At 61.0% G+C, this 18,806-nt stretch carries 21 protein-coding genes, 1 pseudogene and 1 riboswitch; of the genes and pseudogenes, 10 read left to right on the top strand and 12 right to left on the bottom strand.

The window, feature by feature from the left end:
* Positions 1 to 19: 19 nt before the first annotated feature.
* Positions 20 to 1,294 (bottom strand): uracil-xanthine permease family protein, encoded by a 1,275-nt coding sequence (locus NTD85_RS22925; RefSeq protein ID WP_003228120.1) that lies wholly within the window; start codon positions 1,292 to 1,294, stop codon positions 20 to 22.
* Between the two features lie 2 nt (positions 1,295 to 1,296).
* Entirely contained in the window at positions 1,297 to 1,935 is a 639-nt protein-coding gene (gene upp, locus NTD85_RS22920; RefSeq protein ID WP_003228118.1) for a uracil phosphoribosyltransferase, read from the bottom strand.
* Positions 1,936 to 2,096: 161 nt separating this feature from the next.
* On the opposite strand from upp, the gene NTD85_RS22915 reads away from it, so the two are divergent.
* The 3 genes from NTD85_RS22915 to NTD85_RS22905 all read left to right on the top strand — a co-directional run bounded on the left by NTD85_RS22915 (position 2,097) and on the right by NTD85_RS22905 (position 3,624).
* Positions 2,097 to 2,654, top strand: a complete 558-nt coding sequence (locus tag NTD85_RS22915) for a hypoxanthine-guanine phosphoribosyltransferase (protein WP_003228116.1) — start codon at positions 2,097 to 2,099, stop codon at positions 2,652 to 2,654.
* 133 nt (positions 2,655 to 2,787) lie between these two features.
* A complete protein-coding gene (locus tag NTD85_RS22910; RefSeq protein ID WP_003228114.1) occupies positions 2,788 to 3,273 on the top strand; it encodes a hypothetical protein in 486 nt (161 codons plus the stop codon).
* Positions 3,274 to 3,336: 63 nt separating this feature from the next.
* Complete coding sequence (locus tag NTD85_RS22905; protein ID WP_103522311.1) at positions 3,337 to 3,624, top strand: PA4642 family protein; 288 nt, start codon at positions 3,337 to 3,339, stop codon at positions 3,622 to 3,624.
* Positions 3,625 to 3,904: 280 nt separating this feature from the next.
* Here the strand turns inward: NTD85_RS22905 and mqo are convergent, their stop codons facing one another.
* Positions 3,905 to 5,413 carry a malate dehydrogenase (quinone) gene (gene mqo, locus NTD85_RS22900; protein ID WP_003228110.1) on the bottom strand — a complete coding sequence of 503 codons (1,509 nt, stop codon included), beginning with the start codon at positions 5,411 to 5,413 and terminating at the stop codon, positions 3,905 to 3,907.
* A 705-nt stretch (positions 5,414 to 6,118) separates the two neighbouring features.
* Complete coding sequence (locus NTD85_RS22895) at positions 6,119 to 6,352, bottom strand: hypothetical protein (protein ID WP_007912834.1); 234 nt, start codon at positions 6,350 to 6,352, stop codon at positions 6,119 to 6,121.
* A gap of 205 nt (positions 6,353 to 6,557) precedes the next feature.
* On the opposite strand from NTD85_RS22895, the gene NTD85_RS22890 reads away from it, so the two are divergent.
* The gene (locus NTD85_RS22890) at positions 6,558 to 7,142 is read left to right on the top strand and encodes a YajG family lipoprotein (protein ID WP_003228101.1); all 585 of its coding nucleotides are present in this window, start codon (positions 6,558 to 6,560) and stop codon (positions 7,140 to 7,142) included.
* 181 nt (positions 7,143 to 7,323) lie between these two features.
* Here the strand turns inward: NTD85_RS22890 and NTD85_RS22885 are convergent, their stop codons facing one another.
* A complete protein-coding gene (locus NTD85_RS22885) occupies positions 7,324 to 7,530 on the bottom strand; it encodes a hypothetical protein (protein ID WP_027612213.1) in 207 nt (68 codons plus the stop codon).
* Positions 7,531 to 7,724: 194 nt separating this feature from the next.
* Between NTD85_RS22885 and NTD85_RS22880 the strand changes: the two genes are divergently transcribed.
* A complete protein-coding gene (locus tag NTD85_RS22880) occupies positions 7,725 to 8,003 on the top strand; it encodes a hypothetical protein (RefSeq protein WP_003228098.1) in 279 nt (92 codons plus the stop codon).
* Between the two features lie 217 nt (positions 8,004 to 8,220).
* Here the strand turns inward: NTD85_RS22880 and NTD85_RS22875 are convergent, their stop codons facing one another.
* Positions 8,221 to 9,384: a 1-acyl-sn-glycerol-3-phosphate acyltransferase gene (locus tag NTD85_RS22875; RefSeq protein WP_003228096.1), complete on the bottom strand. Its 1,164-nt coding sequence runs from the start codon at positions 9,382 to 9,384 to the stop codon at positions 8,221 to 8,223.
* Positions 9,385 to 9,526: 142 nt separating this feature from the next.
* Between NTD85_RS22875 and NTD85_RS22870 the strand changes: the two genes are divergently transcribed.
* Genes NTD85_RS22870 through NTD85_RS22860 form a run of 3 tightly spaced genes read left to right on the top strand, consistent with a single transcriptional unit; the run spans position 9,527 to position 10,640 of the window.
* A complete protein-coding gene (locus tag NTD85_RS22870) occupies positions 9,527 to 9,709 on the top strand; it encodes a CPXCG motif-containing cysteine-rich protein (protein WP_020799766.1) in 183 nt (60 codons plus the stop codon).
* A gap of 10 nt (positions 9,710 to 9,719) precedes the next feature.
* Positions 9,720 to 9,980 (top strand): putative signal transducing protein, encoded by a 261-nt coding sequence (locus tag NTD85_RS22865; protein WP_003228093.1) that lies wholly within the window; start codon positions 9,720 to 9,722, stop codon positions 9,978 to 9,980.
* Positions 9,981 to 10,016: 36 nt separating this feature from the next.
* Positions 10,017 to 10,640, top strand: a complete 624-nt coding sequence (locus tag NTD85_RS22860) for an SOS response-associated peptidase (protein WP_045122631.1) — start codon at positions 10,017 to 10,019, stop codon at positions 10,638 to 10,640.
* 105 nt (positions 10,641 to 10,745) lie between these two features.
* Here NTD85_RS22860 and NTD85_RS27825 read toward each other — a convergent pair whose 3' ends face one another.
* Positions 10,746 to 11,489: a methyl-accepting chemotaxis protein gene (locus NTD85_RS27825; RefSeq protein WP_400498180.1), complete on the bottom strand. Its 744-nt coding sequence runs from the start codon at positions 11,487 to 11,489 to the stop codon at positions 10,746 to 10,748.
* Between the two features lie 111 nt (positions 11,490 to 11,600).
* Positions 11,601 to 11,798, bottom strand: a pseudogene (locus tag NTD85_RS27820) (HAMP domain-containing protein); the annotation flags it as partial.
* A gap of 1,352 nt (positions 11,799 to 13,150) precedes the next feature.
* Between NTD85_RS27820 and NTD85_RS22850 the strand changes: the two are divergent.
* Positions 13,151 to 13,969 carry a M48 family metallopeptidase gene (locus NTD85_RS22850; protein ID WP_262143288.1) on the top strand — a complete coding sequence of 273 codons (819 nt, stop codon included), beginning with the start codon at positions 13,151 to 13,153 and terminating at the stop codon, positions 13,967 to 13,969.
* A 182-nt stretch (positions 13,970 to 14,151) separates the two neighbouring features.
* On the opposite strand, the gene NTD85_RS22845 is transcribed toward NTD85_RS22850, so the two are convergent.
* The 3 genes from NTD85_RS22845 to NTD85_RS22835 form a co-directional block, all read right to left on the bottom strand.
* Positions 14,152 to 14,736: a TMEM165/GDT1 family protein gene (locus tag NTD85_RS22845; RefSeq protein WP_003228090.1), complete on the bottom strand. Its 585-nt coding sequence runs from the start codon at positions 14,734 to 14,736 to the stop codon at positions 14,152 to 14,154.
* An 89-nt stretch (positions 14,737 to 14,825) separates the two neighbouring features.
* Positions 14,826 to 14,948, bottom strand: a riboswitch (yybP-ykoY riboswitch).
* Between the two features lie 40 nt (positions 14,949 to 14,988).
* Entirely contained in the window at positions 14,989 to 15,987 is a 999-nt protein-coding gene (locus tag NTD85_RS22840) for a class I SAM-dependent methyltransferase (protein ID WP_003228088.1), read from the bottom strand.
* A 33-nt stretch (positions 15,988 to 16,020) separates the two neighbouring features.
* A complete protein-coding gene (locus NTD85_RS22835) occupies positions 16,021 to 16,986 on the bottom strand; it encodes a 2-hydroxyacid dehydrogenase (RefSeq protein WP_262143287.1) in 966 nt (321 codons plus the stop codon).
* A 242-nt stretch (positions 16,987 to 17,228) separates the two neighbouring features.
* Here NTD85_RS22835 and NTD85_RS22830 point away from each other — a divergent pair, with 242 nt between their 5' ends.
* Positions 17,229 to 17,858 (top strand): LysE family translocator, encoded by a 630-nt coding sequence (locus NTD85_RS22830; protein WP_003228086.1) that lies wholly within the window; start codon positions 17,229 to 17,231, stop codon positions 17,856 to 17,858.
* A gap of 126 nt (positions 17,859 to 17,984) precedes the next feature.
* Here the strand turns inward: NTD85_RS22830 and NTD85_RS22825 are convergent, their stop codons facing one another.
* Positions 17,985 to 18,749 carry an AraC family transcriptional regulator gene (locus tag NTD85_RS22825; RefSeq protein ID WP_262143286.1) on the bottom strand — a complete coding sequence of 255 codons (765 nt, stop codon included), beginning with the start codon at positions 18,747 to 18,749 and terminating at the stop codon, positions 17,985 to 17,987.
* Between the last annotated feature and the right edge of the window lie 57 nt (positions 18,750 to 18,806).

The following is an 18,806-nucleotide window of genomic DNA, read 5'->3' as shown; positions in this document are numbered from 1 at the left end:
ACAACAAGGATCTAAGCCCTTAGATCAGCGGCTCATCCGCCTTCTTGTTCTTCCAGCCATCATTGCCCGGCAGGATCAGGTTCAGCGCAATCGCCACCACCGCGCACAGCGCAATGCCTTTGAGGCCGAAGTCATCCGGGCCAGTACCGGTGCCGACCAGCACACCGCCGATACCGAATACCAGGGTCACCGACACGATCACCAGATTGCGCGCCTCGCCGAGGTCGATCTTGTGGCGGATCAGGGTGTTCATCCCCACCGCCGCGATCGAACCGAACAACAGACACAGAATCCCGCCCATCACCGGCACCGGAATGCTTTGCAGCAGCGCGCCGAACTTGCCGATGAACGCCAGGGTGATGGCGAAGATCGCCGCCCAGGTCATGATTTTCGGGTTGTAGTTCTTGGTCAGCATCACCGCGCCGGTCACTTCGGCGTAGGTGGTGTTTGGCGGGCCGCCAAACAGGCCGGCCGCCGTGGTGGCGATGCCGTCACCCAGCAGGGTACGGTGCAGGCCAGGCTTCTTCAGATAGTCGCGACCGGTCACGCTACCCACGGCAATCACGCCGCCGATGTGCTCGATGGCCGGAGCCAGCGCCACCGGAACGATGAACAGGATCGCCTGCCAGTTGAACTCCGGCGCGGTGAAGTGCGGTAGCGCAAACCATGGCGCCGCCGCAATCTTCGCGGTATCGACCACGCCGAAATAGAACGACATGGCGAAACCCACCAGCACCCCGGAAATGATCGGCACCAGACGGAAGATGCCTTTACCGAACACCGCCACGATCAACGTGGTCAGCAGCGCTGGCATCGAGATCATCATCGCGGTCTGGTAGTGGATCAGCTCGGAGCCGTCGCCCGCCTTGCCCATCGCCATGTTCGCGGCAATCGGCGCCATGGCCAGGCCGATGGAAATGATTACCGGACCAATCACCACCGGCGGCAGCAAGCGGTCGATGAAACCGGTGCCCTTGATCTTCACGGCGAGGCCGAGGAAGGTGTAGACGAAACCGGCTGCCATCACGCCGCCCATGGTCGCGGCGAGGCCGAACTGGCCCTTGGCGAGAATGATCGGGGTGATGAAGGCAAAGCTCGATGCAAGGAATACCGGCACCTGACGCCCGGTGACGATCTGGAACAGAATCGTCCCCAGACCCGCGGTGAACAGTGCCACGTTCGGGTCAAGGCCGGTGATCAGCGGCATCAGCACCAGGGCGCCGAACGCTACGAACAGCATCTGGGCGCCGGACAGCACCGTGCGCCAGAGCGGATCGTTGAACTCTTGCTGCATGCTCACGCGTCCTTCTGCTTGGTACCGAAGATCTTGTCACCGGCATCGCCAAGCCCTGGGATGATGTACCCGTGTTCGTTCAGACGCTCGTCGATGGACGCGGTGTAGATGGTCACGTCCGGGTGAGCCTGTTCCACCGCGGCAATGCCTTCCGGCGCTGCCACCAGCACCATTGCGCGGATGTCCTTGCAACCGGCTTTCTTCAGCAGGTCGATGGTCGCAACCATGGAGCTGCCGGTGGCGAGCATCGGGTCGATGATCATCGCCAACCGTTCGTCGATTTCCGGAACCAGTTTTTCCAGATAAGTGTGCGCTTGCAGGGTTTCTTCATTGCGGGCAACGCCCACAGCGGAAACCTTGGCACCCGGGATCAGGCTCAGCACGCCTTCGAGCATGCCGATGCCGGCGCGCAGGATCGGCACGACGGTGATCTTCTTGCCGGCGATTTTCTCCACCGACACAGTGCCGCACCAACCGGCGATATCGTAGGATTCGAGCGGCAAATCTTTTGTAGCTTCATAGGTCAACAGAGCGCCGACTTCCTGAGCAAGCTCACGGAAATTCTTGGTGCTGATATCGGCGCGGCGCATCAGGCCGAGTTTATGGCGGATCAGCGGATGGCGGATCTCGAGGATGGGCATGGAAAAACTCCGGCGGCGGGCAAAAAAACCGGCCTAGATTAATCTATCCGAGGGCGATGTCCTATAGGACATTGAGTACGTTAGTCCATTAAGGCTTGATTCGACCTCACGGGATGCGTACCTTTGCCCGCTTTTCCGAAAACATCCCCCTGGAGAGCGCCATGTCCGCTGATCTCGAGCATATCCGTCAAATCATGCGAGAGGCTGACTGCCTGTACACCGAATCTGAAGTCGAGGCCGCCATCGCCCGCGTCGGTGCACAAATCAACGAACAACTGGCCGATAGCAACCCGGTGGTGTTCTGCGTGATGAACGGCGGCCTGATCTTCTCCGGCAAACTGCTGACTCACCTGCAATTTCCGCTGGAAGCGTCCTACCTGCACGCGACCCGTTATCGCAACGAAACCAGCGGCGGCGACCTGTTCTGGAAAGCCAAGCCGGAAGTTTCGTTCATCGACCGCGACGTGCTGATCATTGACGACATCCTCGACGAAGGTCACACCCTGGGCGCGATCATCGACTTCTGCAAACACGCCGGCGCGCGCAAAGTGCACACCGCCGTGCTGATCGACAAGGATCACGACCGCAAGGCGCGTCCTGACCTGAAAGCAGACTTCGTCGGCCTGCCATGCGTTGACCGCTACATCTTCGGTTACGGCATGGACTACAAAGGTTACTGGCGCAACGCCAACGGGATCTTCGCCGTTAAAGGCATGTAAGCAAGATCAAAAGATCGCAGCGTGCCGCAGCTCCTACATGGGATTGATGTACACCCTGTAGGAGCTGCGGAACGCTGCGATCTTTTGCTTTTAAAAGACTGCTAAAGTGCTCGGCCCGCCCCCGGAGCCTGTCATGAGCCTTTTGATCCGCAGCCTTGCCGCCCTGTTGCTGACCCTCAGCCTGCCCCTGGCCGCCGCCCCGGCGCCGATGCACAGTCAATTTCTGCCGCCAGACGACCTGACCCTGCGCGATGCCGAGCCCGAGCAGCAACAACTGCTGCAAGTCACCGATTATTCGGTGGTGGTCGGTGCGCAACGCCAGTCCAATCAGCAGCCAATCCCCGTCACGTCGCCGCTGATGATCCGTCTCAAGGGCAAGTCGTTGAACAAGGGCGCGACCATCACGCAAGTGCTGGTCAACTTCGATGGCGAAAGCAAAAGCCTGAAAAAACCGGTTTATGACGACAAGAGCAAGACCCTGACCCTGTATTACCCGCTGGCCCAGTACCGGGTAGTGATCGATCTGCTGCGCAACGACACCGTCTATGTGCAATTCCTCAGTTACGCCAACGGCCACATCTGGGCCGATCTGCACACCGGGGCCGTTCGTTCGCGTTGAGCCTTGTGGCGGGGCAGGGGTAAACTGCCCGCCCCGTGTAATGTCTGCGAGCTGGAGTCGGCAATGCGTAAAGATAAGAAACAGGTGATTGGTGACGAGATCGGCGATGAGCAGATCAAGCTGTTCCTCGATTTTGAACCGGTCGACGCCACTTCGCCGTCGCTGCACAAACTGGTCAAGGCCTATCGCGGCCTGCGCATCGACGATTTCGAGCGCTTTCTGACGTTCTTCGTGGCTGCCGGTTACGACGTGGATGGCAAGGATGAGCAGGGCAAGACCTTCGTTGAGCTGATCGCCGATCAGCGCAACGCCCCGGACTATATCGAGCTGATCGAAAAGTCCCGCACCTGATCCCTGTGGGGGGGGGGGGGGGGGGGGGGGGGGGGGGGGGGGGGGGGGGGGGGGGTTTGGGTGGGGGGGGGGGGCGGGGGGGGGGGGGGGGGGGGCCGGGGGGGGGGGGGGGGGCCCCCCCCCCCCCCCCCCCCCCCCCCCCCCCCCCCCCGCGCCGCCCCCCCCCCCCCCCCCGCCCCCCCCCCCCCCCCCCCCACAGTGGTCGGTGGTTCAACTAAGTCCTGCCCATAAAAAAACGCCCCGCACTCACTGAGTACGGGGCGTTTTTTATGCCGCAAGATCAAGCGAAGCTTGGGGTCTCGCTGCTTTCTTCAACCAGTTCCAAAGCGATGTTGTTCTGCGTGTTGATCTTGCGATACAGCGCAGCATCGGTTTCCAGAACCTTTTCGCGGGCCGGGAAGATCTCCGCCAGTTTGGCCGCCCACTCACCCTTGGCCTTGGCCGGGAAGCATTTCTCGATCAGCTCGAGCATGATCGAAACAGTCACCGAAGCCCCTGGCGAAGCGCCGAGCAGAGCGGCGAGGGAGCCGTCTTTCGCGGCGACCAGTTCGGTACCGAATTGCAGGATCCCGCCCTTTTTCGGGTCTTTCTTGATGATCTGTACCCGTTGGCCGGCCACTTCCAGGCGCCAGTCTTCGGCTTTCGCCTCCGGGTAGAAGCGGCGCAGGGAATCCAGGCGCTGCTCCATCGATTGCATCACTTCGCTGACCAGGTACTTGGTCAGGTCCATGTTGTTTTTCGCCACTGCCAGCATCGGCCCGATGTTGCTGGCGCGAACTGATAGCGGCAGGTCCATGAAGGAGCCGTGCTTGAGGAACTTGGTGGTGAAACCGGCGTATGGCCCGAACAGCAGGGATTTCTTGCCGTCGACCACGCGGGTGTCCAGGTGCGGCACCGACATCGGTGGCGAACCGACTGCAGCCTGGCTGTAGACCTTGGCCTGGTGGTGCTTGACCACTTCCGGGTTATCGCAACGCAGCCACTGCCCGCTGATCGGGAAGCCGCCGAAGCCTTTGCTTTCTTCGATGCCCGAAGCCTGCAGCAGCGGCAGGGCCGCGCCACCGGCGCCGAGGAAGACGAATTTGGCGTCGACTTCACGGCTGCTGCCGCTGTTGACGTCCTTGATGCTGACGGTCCAGCCGGCGCCGTTGCGCTTGAGGCCGGTCACGCGCTTGCAGTATTTGACCTGGGTGTCCGGTGCGCTGGTCAGGTGCTTGAGCAACTGATTGGTCAGGGCGCCGAAGTTGACGTCGGTGCCGTTCATCACGCGGGTGGCGGCCAGCACTTCATCCGGCGAGCGGCCCGGCATCATCAGCGGCATCCACTCGGCCATCTTGGCCTTGTCTTCGGTGTATTCCATGTCGGCGAAGGCGTGGTGCTTGTGCAGCACGTTGAAGCGTTCCTTGAGGAACGACACGCCTTTGTCACCCTGAACGAAGCTCAGGTGTGGCACCGGGCTGATGAAGGATTTGCACGAGCCGAAGGTGCCTTTCTTGGTCAGGTACGACCAGAATTGCTTGGACACTTCGAACTGGGTGTTGATGTGCACGGCTTTCTTGATGTCGACGCTGCCGTCGGCTGCCTGCGGCGTGTAGTTCAGCTCGCACAGGCCGGCGTGGCCGGTACCGGCGTTGTTCCACGGGTTGGAACTCTCCGCAGCACCGGAATCCATCAACTCGACGACTTCCAGCTTGATCGCCGGGTCGAGCTCTTTGAGCAGTACTGCCAGGGTGGCACTCATGATGCCGGCCCCAACCAGAACTACGTCGACTGCTTCGTTATGCGCCATTTAACGCGTCTCCAAAATCTGCAGCACCAAATTGTCGGCATGGCTGCCAGGGAGTGACGGGGCAAGTCAGTTGCGCCCCAGATACCCATGGTCAGGTTCGTCATGTCCGAATCTTCGCAATTTTTCGCAACTTCGACGGATGCATGCGGCCTGGCTTCAAGAGTTGCATGAACTCATTTCAGCACGCGGCTGGCAATTCGACTTATGGTCGAGACATCCGTTTTGTGCAACCAAATCCGTAGCGGACAGGCTTCAGGCTCCGATGTTCGAGGTATCCCCGGTCCTGTGTCGTTGGGCTGTTTCAGACGCTAATGGTGCATGTTCAGACGCAAAACTATTCATTTGCTCGCCACACTCTTGTGAAGTTGTGAAAACCCGTTTTTTTCACGCTCTTTTGAAGACGTGAACCTCAAAAAGGGCTGTCCAGGCCTGGCACCGTGCCCGCAAAGGCAAAACAACGCGGTGGCCGAGCGTATGACAGCTCTGCAGATTCGCGAAAAGCGGGGTTTTGCCGGAAGAACAGGCAAGCGCGCCAACTTCACTCGATCTGTGTGGGCGGCTCTCTGTGGGCGATTTTGATGGCTAATGCTGGGCATTGCCGGTGTTGCGGGGCCCGATCAGGAGACGTCCTTATAATCGGGGGGAGATTGTATCGAAGAAATGCGCGCAGTTGCTCGTGTTTAATGACTTTTATTAGGCATCCGGTCAGATGCTCAACATCGCTTGCACGCGTGCGCGGGGCTGCGACGCTATGACGCGGGCGCTGGCGGGCAGTGGCTGGTGCAACCAGTTGAGACGTATTTCTTCGATTTCCACCCAGCCATCGCCCATCGGTTGCAGGCTGCACTGCTTGAATGCCTGGCAGTGACCGTTGCGGTCGAGCAGGGCAAAGCTGCGGTGCAGCGGACGTGGAGCGAACAACGAGATCAGATAACGCATGGCCAGGTACCTTGTTGGAGGACTGGTTTGAAGCTTGCCAAGTGGCCGTGACGCCAAGGTGTATGGGCGGTGAATAATCTGTGACAGGAACCGCATTCCCATGGGCGGGTCAGACATTCGAGTATTCACTGTCGAGTGCTGGTTACCCGCAGTGGCCCACCGCTATACTGCCGGCCTGTTTGTGCCTGATTCTGGAGAAAAGAGCATGTTGCAACGCCTGTTGTTCGGTTTGATCACTGTGACCAGTTTGACTCTGGTTGGCTGCGCCCACAGCCCGCAACAACTGAGCCCGGAACCCAAGCTGACCACGCAGTTGGCCCCGGTCGGCCATGGCCAGCAAGTGGTGGTGCGCGTGGTTGACGGTCGTCCGTCGCCAACCCTCGGCACCCGTGGCGGCCTGTACCCGGAAACCAGCGCCATCACCGTGCAGCGTGAGCAGATCCTGCCGAAGCTGCAGGCGCAGGCTGAAGCCGCCGTGCGTCTGCTCGGCTTCACCCCGACCAGCAACGGGATGAACGCGCCGCAACTGACCGTGACCCTGACCGAGCTGAAGTACCAGTCGCCGAAAGAAGGCATGTACGTGACCGAAGCCACCATCGGCGCGACCTTCCGCTCCGACGTGCAGAGCGGCAACCGTCGCTACAGCGGCCGCTACGGTGCTTCGCTGGACCAGCGCTTCGGCATGGCGCCGAACCAGGAAACCAACACCAAGCTGGTCAGCGACGTGTTGAGCGATGCCTTGACCCGTCTGTTCAAGGACCCGACCGTAGGTCAGATCCTCGCCGAGTAAGCTGTTCGGCAGATGTGCAAAAGCCCGGCGCCAGTGATGGCGCCGGGCTTTTTAATGTCCACTGATTCCCCGCTAATCCCCTGTAGGAGCTGCCGAAGGCTGCGATCTTTTGATCTCGTTTTTGAAAATCAAAGTCAAAAGATCGCAGCCTGCGGCAGCTCCTACAGGGGGGCGGTGTTATTCAGGCAGCCTGGGAGTAGAAGTCGAGCACGCTCACGCCGGTCAGCAGATCAGTCTCCGGCAAGTCCGCGTGCTGATGCCCGCCGAGGGCGCAATACACCAGCCAGTGGCGATCCTGAACATTGAAGGCAAGACTGCCGACGAGGCTCTGTTGTTCGTCGGTCGGGGTGATGAGGTACAGGCGATCCTGGTTTTCGGCGTGAAGCATGTCGCGTTCCATGTGTGTTTCGAGGCGCGCATGGTGGCCGATGTAAATGACGATGCCGTGACACAGGGCAGCCATCGGTCGATTGTCAGGTTATTTGTCGCAAAGGGTAGGGTAGTGGAGGCGTGTTTCGGTAGAATCCGCGCCGCGGTCGTCGATCTGGCGCCTGCCACACCGATTCAGTTCCGAGGTCTGTGATGTCGCTGCACTTGATGACGCTGTTTACCGCCCATCCCGCCAAATTGATCAACCTGCTGGCACTGGCACTGGCCTTTCCAGGCAGTTGGCTGCTGCACGCGACCCGCCGTCGTGAACAACGCGCTCTGGCCAGCATCGCCGCTCAACGCCAGGCTCAACCGAATGCCGAACCGATTCTGGATTGGGCAACGCTGCGCATGAACCGCTTTTTCTACCGCTTCGGTTTTGCCTGCCTCGGCCTGGCCCTGATCGTTTCCTGGATCAGTACCCGCTTCTAAGGACAGCACAAACCCTTGTGGCGAGGGAGCTTGCTCCCGCTGGGCTGCGAAGCGGCCCCGATTCAGGTAAACGCGGTTTTTCAGGTGTACCGCGTGATCTGGTTTTGCGACTGCTGCGCAGCCGAGCGGGAGCAAGCTCCCTCGCCACAAGGTTTGATTGAATCAGATAAAAAAACGGCGCCCCGAGGGCGCCGTTTTTGCGTCGAGTGGAAAGCGCTTACAACGGCAACCCAGCCTTCACCCGGTACTGATTACGCACCGGTGTCGCATATTGCAGCACCAGATACGGACGGTGCTCCTCAGGGCAGGCGTCCAGCCGGCGCTGCCATTCTTCCTGTGCCTTGGCCAGCTCATCGGCCGGGAACACCTCGGCGGCCTTCGGCACGTTCAGTTGCGGATCGGCATCGGCCCACATTGCATACGCCAGGTAATGCACCGGGAACAGGCGATAACCGCCGAGAATCTGCTTGTCCATCTCGACCGCCAATTGCTTGGTGTCTTCGAACAGCTCGGTGATCGGCGCGGCGAAGTTCACGTGCACCCGGCCCTTGTAGCCGGTGATGCCCTTGGCGATGCTCACGTCATCCTCGCCCGGTGCCTTGGTGTAGGTGCCGGTGGTGGCGCGGATGTACAACTCGCGGGCCTTGGCCTGATCGCACGGGTCGTATTCGTAGCTGATCGACACCGGGGTCAGGTTCAGCGACTGAATCACTTCGCCGAATGGCTCGTCCTTGCGGCTCATGTGGAACATCTTGAGGATCGCCGACTCGGTGCGGTCGTCACCATCCTTCGCCCGGCCCTCGGCCTGAGCGATCCAGATCGACGCGCAGTCGTTGCGGATCGAGTGGTTGATGTACGCCGACAGCAACTGATACGCCGCCATCTTCTCGCGGCGCCCGGTGATCGAGCGGTGCACGATGAAGCTCTTGTTCAGACGCATCAGGTCGCTGACAAAAGGCTTTTGCAGCAGGTTGTCACCGATCGCGATGCGCGGGGTCGGCAGGCCGGCGTGGTACACGGCATAGTTGACGAAGGCCGGGTCCATCACGATGTCGCGGTGGTTGGCGATGAACAGGTAGGCGCTGCCGGACTTGAATTGCTCGACACCGGTGTAAGTCACGCCATCAGTGGCGCGCTCGATGGTGTGGTCGACGTAAAACTCGACTTTGTCCTGCAAAGTGGCCACGGAGGTCACGTCGGCAAACTCACGACGCAGCCGATGGGCTATAAGTGGTTTGAGCATCCAGCCGAAGGCACCGGCAAAACGCGGGAAGCGGAAGTGGGTGAGGATATCTAGAAACGCCTTGTCGCCGAGCAGTCTTGCCAGTACCGCAGGTACTTCGCTGTCGTCGTAAGGTCGGATGGCATCGAATTCGCCCATCATGCTCTCTTGTTGGAAACGGCTAGGGTAAGTAAAGGTTTTGATCGAAAACCAACGGGGCACGGTCTGAAAAGGTAGCCAGACAAAAATAGCCCTGCAAATAGACCGGCGATTATACGCACAAGTCACCTGGGAGACCGCGATGCTGGAAAGCGCACTGTATGAATGTCCGTATTGTGGTGAAGAGGTCGAGACGACAGTGGACTTGTCCGGCGGCGATCAGACCTACATCGAGGACTGTCAGGTGTGTTGTCGACCGATCACGTTTGTCTTGCAGGTGCATGGCGAAGATTGGTTTCTGGAAGTCTTCAGCGAAAACGAGTGAGGGGGCGCCCATGCAGCGAATCTACGAGCCGGAAAACCTGATGGAAGGCGAGATGCTCAAGGGCATGCTCGCCAGCGAGGGCATCGAGGCGCACCTGGTGGGCCGGGATTTGCTGGGCGGCACCGGGGAATTGCCGATTTTCGGCCTGCTCGGCCTGTCGGTCGAAAACGACCAGGCCGAATACGCCCGCGAACTGATCACCGCGTACAATGCCGCGCTGCCGCTGCCCGGCGATGAACCGGAGAGCTTCCCCGGGACGCTGGTCTGTTAGGCTGACGTTCGTTTTATTTTTGAGTCGTGTTGCGCCATGTGTGGACGTTATGCCCTGTTTCGCTGGAACCGCGATTTCGCGGCCCTGCCCGGATTTCCCGCCGATCAGCAGGCGCAGTGGAACATTTCCCCCAATGATTCGGTGTTGATGCTGCGTGCCGAGGCCGACGGCCAACGCACCCTGGCCCGCGCCCGTTGGGGCCTGACGCCGCCGTGGCTGACCGATCTGTCGCGTACCCCGGCGCATGCCCGGGCCGAAACCGTCGCCGAGCAACCAATGTTCCGCGAGGCGCTGCGCCTGCGTCGTTGTCTGTTGCCGGCCAACGGTTTCTACGAATGGCGCGGCAATCTGCGCAAGCGCCCGTACTGGCTGACGCCGGGGGAGGGCTCGTCGCTGTTTTTCGCGGCGATCTGGGAGGCGTATCCGGTGCAGGAGCAGGTGTGGCTGAGCACCGCGGTCATCACGCAGCCGGCGGCCAGTCAGCGCCGACCGTTGATTCTCGATGAGGCAGGGCAGGCGGCATGGCTCGATCCTGCGACGCCGCTGCATGTGCTGCAGGGCTTGCTTGCCAGTGAGCCCGCAGCGTTGCGCGAGCGGGTGTTGGCGAATCTGATCAATGATCCGAAGCTCAATGGGCCGGAGTGTCTGACTCCGGGTTGATTTGATGCTGTGCCGCCCTCTTCGCGAGCAAGCCCGCTCCCACAGGTTTTGTGAACGCCGCAAAATTACTGTGGGAGCGGGCTTGCTCGCGAAGGGGCCTTTGGATCAGACCTTGAACTGATTGATCAACCGCCGCTGCTGCTCCGCCAATTTAGTCAGACCCGCACTGGCCGAACTCGACTCATCCGCACCGCCCGCGACTTCATTCGCCACCTGACCGATATTGATCACGTTGCGGTTGATGTCATCGGCCACTGCGCTCTGCTCTTCAGCAGCACTGGCAATCTGCGTGTTCATGTCATTGATCACCGACACCGCCTGAGTAATCGTCTCCAGCGCCTCAGCCGCTTTCGCCGCGTGCTGCACGCTTTCGTCGGTGCGGTTCTGGCTGTCCTCCATGACTCGCACCACATCGCGGGTGCCCTGTTGCAGTTGCTGAATCATGGTCTGGATTTCTTCGGTGGCCTTCTGGGTCTTCTGCGCCAGATTGCGCACCTCGTCCGCCACCACGGCAAAACCGCGACCCTGCTCGCCGGCCCGCGCCGCTTCGATCGCCGCGTTCAGCGCCAGCAGGTTGGTCTGCTCGGCGATCCCGCGAATCGCGGTGAGAATCGCGTTGATGTTTTCGCTGTCCTTGGCCAGCGTCTGCACCACGTCCACCGCTTTGCCGATTTCCAGCGCCAGCGCACCAATCGAGTTCGACGTATCACGGACGATCTGCATGCCCTGACCGGCGGCCTGATCCGCATGGCTCGCTGCCTGAGCCGCTTGGGTAGCGTTGCGCGCCACGTCCTGCGCAGTGGCGGTCATTTCCTGCACCGCGGTGGCGACCTGATCGATCTCGGCCATTTGTTTCTGAATGCCGATGTTGGTGCGAATCGCGATGTCGGCAGTGTGCTCGGAGGAATCGCTGACGCTCTGCACCGACGTCACCACCTGCGTGATCATCGCCTGCAACTTGGCGAGGAAGGTGTTGAAGCCCTTGGCAATCGAGCCCAGTTCATCACTGCGATCACTGCTCAAGCGACGAGTCAGATCGCCTTCACCTTTGGCAATGTCATCGAGCATGGCGACCATCTGCTTTAGTGGTCGGGCGATGCCGTGACCCACCAGCCAGATCACCAGCAGACCGATGGCGGCAATGATCAGGCCAACCATTGCCATGCCAAAGGTGTCGGATTTGCGCTGGGCGTCGAGATCGGCCTGGAGTTTTTGCAGATCGGCCATCACCGCGTTCAACGGCAGCTGTAGCATCAGCGTCCAGCGCGCGTCGGTCTGGCCGATGCCGAACGGCAGGTACAGTTCGATGCGGCCCTTGTCTTTGTTCACCGAGTAGGTGACTTCGCCGCGCTTGAGGTTGACCATGTTGGCGATCTGCTCGGCGTCGAGGATGTCGCTGACTTTCTCGCCGAATTTGCTCGGGTCCTTGGTGTAGGCGACGATCCGGCCGTTGCCGCCGATCAGGGCCATTTGCCCGGCGCCGCTGTACAGTTTCTGGTTGGCCCCGAGGAGCATTTCCTGGATGAAGTTCACCGACAGGTCGGCGCCGACGATGCCCTGGAATGCGCCGTTGAGCATGATCGGTTCAATAAAGGAGGCGAGCATGACGATCTTGTCGCCGACCTTGTACGGCGCCGGATCGATCACGCAGGATTTCTTGCTCTCTTTCGAGCACAGGTAGTACTCGCTGGCCCGTACGCCAGTGGACAGGACTTTCTGGTCGTCGACGTCCGCCAGTTTGTCCAGGCCCAGGGTGCCGTCGTCATTGCGGAACCACCAGGGCAGGAAGCGTCCGTTGGCCGCGTCGATACCGACCACGCGGGTGCCGACGTAGGCCGCGTCATTGTGGTCCAGGGCGTTTTTTTCCCAGCCGATGTAGGTGCCGAGAATTTTCGGGTTCTGCTCGACGTTCTCCTTGATCAGGCTGATCAGTTGCTCGCGGCTGATGGTCAGTCGCGGCTGGCCGTCGGCGCCCGGCGTGCCGAGCAGCGCGTTGACCCGCACCAGTCCGCCGGCAATCAGCAGCGGTGCTTCGAGTTCGCGCTGGATCTGGCTGACCTGAGTCTGCGCCAGCGAGGTCAGGCGTTGTTCGATGACCTGTTCGAACTGCGCCTGGGTGCGCTGTTGCACCATGTCCTGGGTGCGGGCACCGGAAAACAGCGCGTACAGCACCAGCGCGGCGACCACGCTGAGCACGATGGCGCCGGCCAGGGCGGCGACGGAAAACTGGATCGACTTGAACTTCATGGGAGCTCCGCACGCAAGAGGACGTCTGCGCTGTTGTATCGGCAGCAGGCATTGCGCCATGAGTGGCGGGCGGCATATTGGGCGGGCGATGTCGCAAATGGATCAGTGTGCGACGCAGTGGCAGCGGGTCTGCCGGTTGCTGTGAATTTTTTACGACAGCAGTGGTGGGAAACTTCCGAAAGACGCTGCAACACGTCTGTTGTATCTGGCGCCGATACAATTCACCCCCTACGATACGCGGCAGGTTTTCAGGGAGCTTTTGAATGAACAAGACATTGGTTGTAAGTGCACTGAGCGCAGCGCTGTTGCTGGCCGGTTGTCAGTCGGTCAACACCACCAGCGGCGGAGCCGTGGGGGTGGAGCGCAAGCAGTACATGTTCAGCATGCTGTCCTCGCAAGAGGTCGACCAGATGTATGCCCAGTCCTATCAGAAGACCGTCGGCGAGGCGTCGAGCAAAGGCGTACTGGACAAGACCAGCCCCGAGGCCAAGCGGGTTCAGGCAATCGCCAACCGGCTGATTGCCCAGGCACCGAACTTCCGTCCAGACGCCGCGCAGTGGCAGTGGGAAGTCAACCTGATCAAGAGCGACGAACTCAATGCCAACTGCGGCCCTGGCGGCAAGATCATTTTCTACACCGGGCTGATCGACAGCCTGAAACTGACCGACGATGAAATCGCCGCAGTCATGGGCCATGAAATCGCCCACGCCCTGCGCGAGCACGGTCGTGAAGCGATGTCCAAAGCCTATGGCGTCGAAATGGCCAAGCAGGGCGCCGGCGCGTTGTTCGGTCTGGGTCAGGACAGCCTCGCGCTGGCCGACACCGTGGCCAACTACGGCATGACCTTGCCCAACAGCCGCGCCAACGAAAACGAAGCCGACCTGATCGGTCTGGAGCTGGCCGCTCGCGCCGGCTACAACCCGAACGCGGCGATCACCCTGTGGGACAAGATGAGCAAGGCCTCGGAAGGCGCACCGCCGGAATTCATGAGCACCCACCCGGCCTCGTCCAGCCGGATCGCCTCGCTGCAGGCGGCGATTCCAAAAGTCATGCCGCTGTACGAAAAAGCCCCTAAATCCTGATCAGCACCAAGGCAAGGCGAACTTGATTTTGTGGCGAGGGAGCTTGCTCCCGCTCGGCGGCGCAGCCGTCGCAAACCCTGCCAATGCGGTGTTCATGTTTGATCGCATTGGCAGTATCAGGGCTGCTTCGCAGCCCAGCGGGAGCAAGCTCCCTCGCCACAATGATGTGAAAGGCTCAGGGGTTAAATCCAGCCACTGCTCTGCATCGCCTTGTACACCGCAACGATCGCCAGAATGAAGAACGCCGAAGCGGCCAGGCGACGGATCAGGGTCAGCGGCAGTTTCTCCGCAGCAAAATTACCCGCCAATACCACCGGCACGTTGGCAATCAGCATGCCCGCCGTGGTGCCGATGATCACCAGCCACAGCTCCGGATATTGCGCCGCCAGCATCACGGTGGCGATCTGCGTCTTGTCGCCGATTTCCGCAAGGAAGAACGCGATCAGCGTGGTCAGGAAGGGGCCGAACTTGCGTGCGGTGCTGGCTTCATCGTCGTCCATCTTGTCCGGGACCAACGTCCACAGCGCAGTGGCGGTGAAGCTCGCGGCGAGAATCCAGTGCAGGACCGAGTCTGAGAAGAAGCTGCCGAACCAGGCGCCTACCGCACCGGCTGCTGCGTGGTTGGCCAGGGTCGCAGCGACAATACCGGCAATGATCGGCCAGGGTTTGCGAAAGCGAGCGGCGAGAATCAGCGCGAGCAGTTGCGTCTTGTCGCCGATTTCGGCCAAGGCAACGATTGCGGTGGGAACGAGTAACGAGTCCAGCATCAGGATTTTCCTAAGGGGCGGGTCGACACGGCTATGACACGTACAGCCTTCCCGCCCCGGGTAAGGTGTGCGTGTCATAGGTCTTGTCAAACCCTGCGATCCGTCTGGTGCGGACGCTTGGGTCGCATACGCCATGATCTGAGGATCAAGTATGTTGACGTATGCCGGACGAGCTTGGCGCTCGTGGGAGACTACTCCCCTAGGACGGAGCGGATTCTGCCTAGGCAGAATCCATTCGGCAAGTGCTAATTTTCAGCCGCGCTTGGCCCGGTAAATCCGGAAACCATTGCCTTCGGCCTTGATCGCACACACGCCCAGATGCTCTTCGATCAGTGGCTGATACTTCAGGAAGCTGTTCGCGACCAGGCGCAGTTCGCCGCCGTTTTTCAGATGTTTGGCCGCTTTTCGCAGCAAGTTCTCGGTAGCGAAATAATCCGTATGCACCCCGACATGGAACGGCGGATTGCTCAGAATCGCGTTCAAACCCATCGGTGCAGCGTCGATGCCGTCACCGGTCAGCACCTCGGCTTCCAGACCGTTGGCCGCCAATGTCAGGCGACTGCTGGCGGCGGCGAAAGCATCGACGTCGAGCAGGGTCACCTGATTGTGTGGGTAACGCCGTTTGACCGCCGCGCCCAACACCCCGGCGCCGCAACCGAAGTCCAGCAGGTGACCGCTCGGCAATTTGTCCAGATGCTCCAGCAGCAGGGCGCTGCCGCGGTCCAGTCGACCATGGCTGAACACGCCCGGCAGACTGATGACTTTCAACGGGCCTTCGGCCAGTGGCAGCTCATAAGTCTGCGCCAGGCTTTCCAGCGATTTGGCTTCGGGTGCATTGGCCACGGTGACTTGCCACAGTTGGCAGTGACGGGCGCTGTCGAGTTTACGCGGCTTGCCGAACGGGTTGAGCTGCTTGGACGCACCCTCGATACCGCTGCGTTTTTCTCCGACCAGAAACACCTCGCGCCCGGGCAGACGTGCGGCCACGGCATTGAGGATGTAATCGGTCAGATCCTTGGACTTGGGCAGAAACACCACGGCGCTGTCGAATTCGCGCTCCGGCACATTCACACCGAAATGGCTGCGACCTTCGAAGCGCGCATCGAGTGCCGCTTGATCGCCGGCATGCCAGCACCAGCCGAACGCATTGGGCAGGCGCCCGAGCAAATCGTCGGCAGGCAAACCGGCCAGCAACAGCGAACCCTGGAATAACTCGGCCTGACGAAGCAGTACTTCACTGCGCGGATCCATAACTGCTCCTTGGAAAAAAAGTGCCGCAGTTTATCAACTGACGACCCGCAGCGCTGTACCGCTGAAGAACGCCTGAGCGTTTTCAGTCAATTGGCCGACGATACGCTGCCGCGCTTCGCGACTGCCCCAGGCGTTGTGCGGGGTGACGATCAGCCGCGGAATATCGGCCGCAAGTAGCGGATTGCCGTTCACCGGCGGTTCGACACTCAACACATCGGTAGCCGCGCCGCCGAGGTGACCGTTGCGCAGGGCATCGGCCAAGGCTTGCTCGTCGATCAAACCACCGCGAGCGGTGTTGACCACAAACGCGCCGGGTTTCATCGATGCCAGCTCGCGGGCGCCGATGAAGTGCCGGGTGTGTTCGTTGAGCGGGCAGTGCAGGGTCAGGGCGTCGATCTGCGGCAGCAGTTCGGCCAGTGGCAGACGATCCGGGCGCGCCGGGCGGCCCGGAATCTGTCCGAGCAATACACGCATGCCGAATGCTTCGGCCAGGCGCGCGACCGCGCCGCCGAGCTCACCGTGACCGAGCAGACCGAGGGTTTTGCCTTGCAGTTCGACAATCGGGTAGTCGAGCAGGCAGAACTGTCTGGCCTGCTGCCAGCGACCCTCGCCGACGGCTTTCTGATAATCCGCCAGGCGGGTGGCGAGGTTGAGCAGCAACATGATTGTGTGCTGCGCCACCGACGGCGTGCCGTAACCCTGACAGTTGCACACGGTGATGCCATGGGCGCGGGCCGCGTCCAGATCGACGTTGTTGGTGCCGGTGGCGGTGATCAGGATCAGTTGCAGATCCGGGTTGGCGGTCATCGCGGCGGCGTCGATGCGGATCTTGTTGGTGATCGCCACGCTGGCACCGTGCAGGCGCTCGCTGACCTGTTCAGGCAAGGTCTGAGCGAACAGTTGCAGATCGCTGAAGCAGGCGCGCAACGGGCTGAGGTCGAGATCGCCGAGATCCAGTGACGGGTGATCGAGGAATACGGCGCGGCGCGGGTTCGTCATCAACTGTACCTTTTGTGCTTGGAACGGAAGGCGTAATCTGCCGAGCCTACCAGATGAAACAAATGGTTACGCAGGCCTGAGGTGCTCACAAGACCTGTGGGAGCGGGCTTGCTCGCGAAGAGGGAGTGTCAGACCAATCAAAGCTGCCTGACACTGCGCCATTCGCGAGCAAGCCCGCTCCCACAGGGGAAAAGCATTCAGGCGAAGTGTTCAATTTGACGATCGACCCCAGAGGAGCCCCCATGTACTGGACCGAGTTCTTGACCGTTGCACTGATCCACCTGTTGGCCGTGGCCAGCCCCGGCCCGGACTTTGCCGTGGTGGTGCGCGAGAGCGTGACCCATGGTCGTCGCGCCGGCACCTGGACCGCGCTGGGTGTGGGCACGGCGATTTTCCTGCACGTGGGCTATTCGCTGCTGGGCATCGGCCTGATCGTGTCGCAGTCGATCGTGCTGTTCAACGCCTTGAAATGGGCTGCAGCGGCGTACCTGCTGTACATCGGCTTCAAGGCTTTGCGCGCGCAGCCGGCGAAAACCGTCACCGATGACTTGCACAAGGAAGCCGGCGTGCGCACCGCTCGCGGCGCCTTCACTTCGGGCTTCGTCACCAACGGCCTGAACCCGAAAGCCACGCTGTTCTTCCTCTCCCTGTTCACCGTGGTGATCAACCCGCACACGCCGCTGGCGGTGCAGGCCGGTTACGGGGTTTATCTGGCGGTCGCGACGGCTGTCTGGTTTTGCCTGGTGGCGATGCTGTTCAGCCAGCAGCGCGTGCGCGCCGGTTTCGCCCGCATGGGCCACTGGTTCGACCGCACCATGGGCGCAGTGCTGATCGCGATCGGCGTGAAACTCGCCTTCACCGAGATGCACTAAGAGCTGAAACCCGATCAAACTGTGGGAGCGAGCTTGCTCGCGAAGGCGTCGGATCAGTCGATATCACAGGTGACTGGAAGATTGCTTTCGCGAGCAAGCTCGCTCCCACAGGGAGATGGGGAATTCCTACACGAGTTCGCTGAGTTTGCTCAGGGTGTTGAGGTAGTCGCGGGGATTGTCCCCGAGCAAACGGCGAAACATCGCGCTGAACGCCCGTGCGCTGCCGTAACCCAGGTCCCGCGCCACGCTTTGCACGCTGTCCCCGGCGAGCAGGCGCGGCAGGGCTTCCATCAGGCGCAGTTGCTGGCGCCAGGCGTTGAAACTCATCTTCAGTTGTCGCTGGAACAGCCGCGCCAGGGTGCGCGAGCTGGCGCCGACCTGCTGCGCCCAGTCTTCCAGGGTGTTGGGGTGATCGGGGGTGTGCAGCAAGGCCAGGCAGATGTTTTGCAGGCGCCGGTCAGTGGGCATCGGAATGTGCAGCGGCAGGTTTTCCAGGCTGGCCAATTCTTCCAGCATCAGTTGCTGGATCAGCGGATTGTCCGCATGCGGCGGGCCTTGTACCGCACGCAAAATCAATTCGCGCAACAGCGGTGTCACCGCCAGCACGCAGCACTGTTGCAGGCTGGCCGGTGACAGTTCGGGGGCGATGAACAGCGAGCGCATCTGCACATCGCCGGACATGAAAATCTCGTGCGCGACCTGCGGCGGAATCCACACCGCGCGGCTCGGTGGAATCACCCAGGCACCAAGATCGGTGACCACCCGCATGATCCCTCTGACGGCATACAGCAACTGCGCCTCGCGGTGCAGGTGCAGCGGCTGGTGGGCACCGTCCAGATAATCCCGGGGATAGGCACTCACCGGGCCGTGTTCGAAATGGCTGATCAACATGTCGGGTTTGATGACCTGAATGGCAGATATGCGCTTTTTCGCCAACTTAGCATAGGC

This window comes from Pseudomonas sp. 13B_3.2_Bac1 (assembly GCF_025466205.1).
Lineage (GTDB): Bacteria > Pseudomonadota > Gammaproteobacteria > Pseudomonadales > Pseudomonadaceae > Aquipseudomonas > Aquipseudomonas fluorescens_H.
This window is presented reverse-complemented; position numbering and strand designations above follow the sequence as displayed.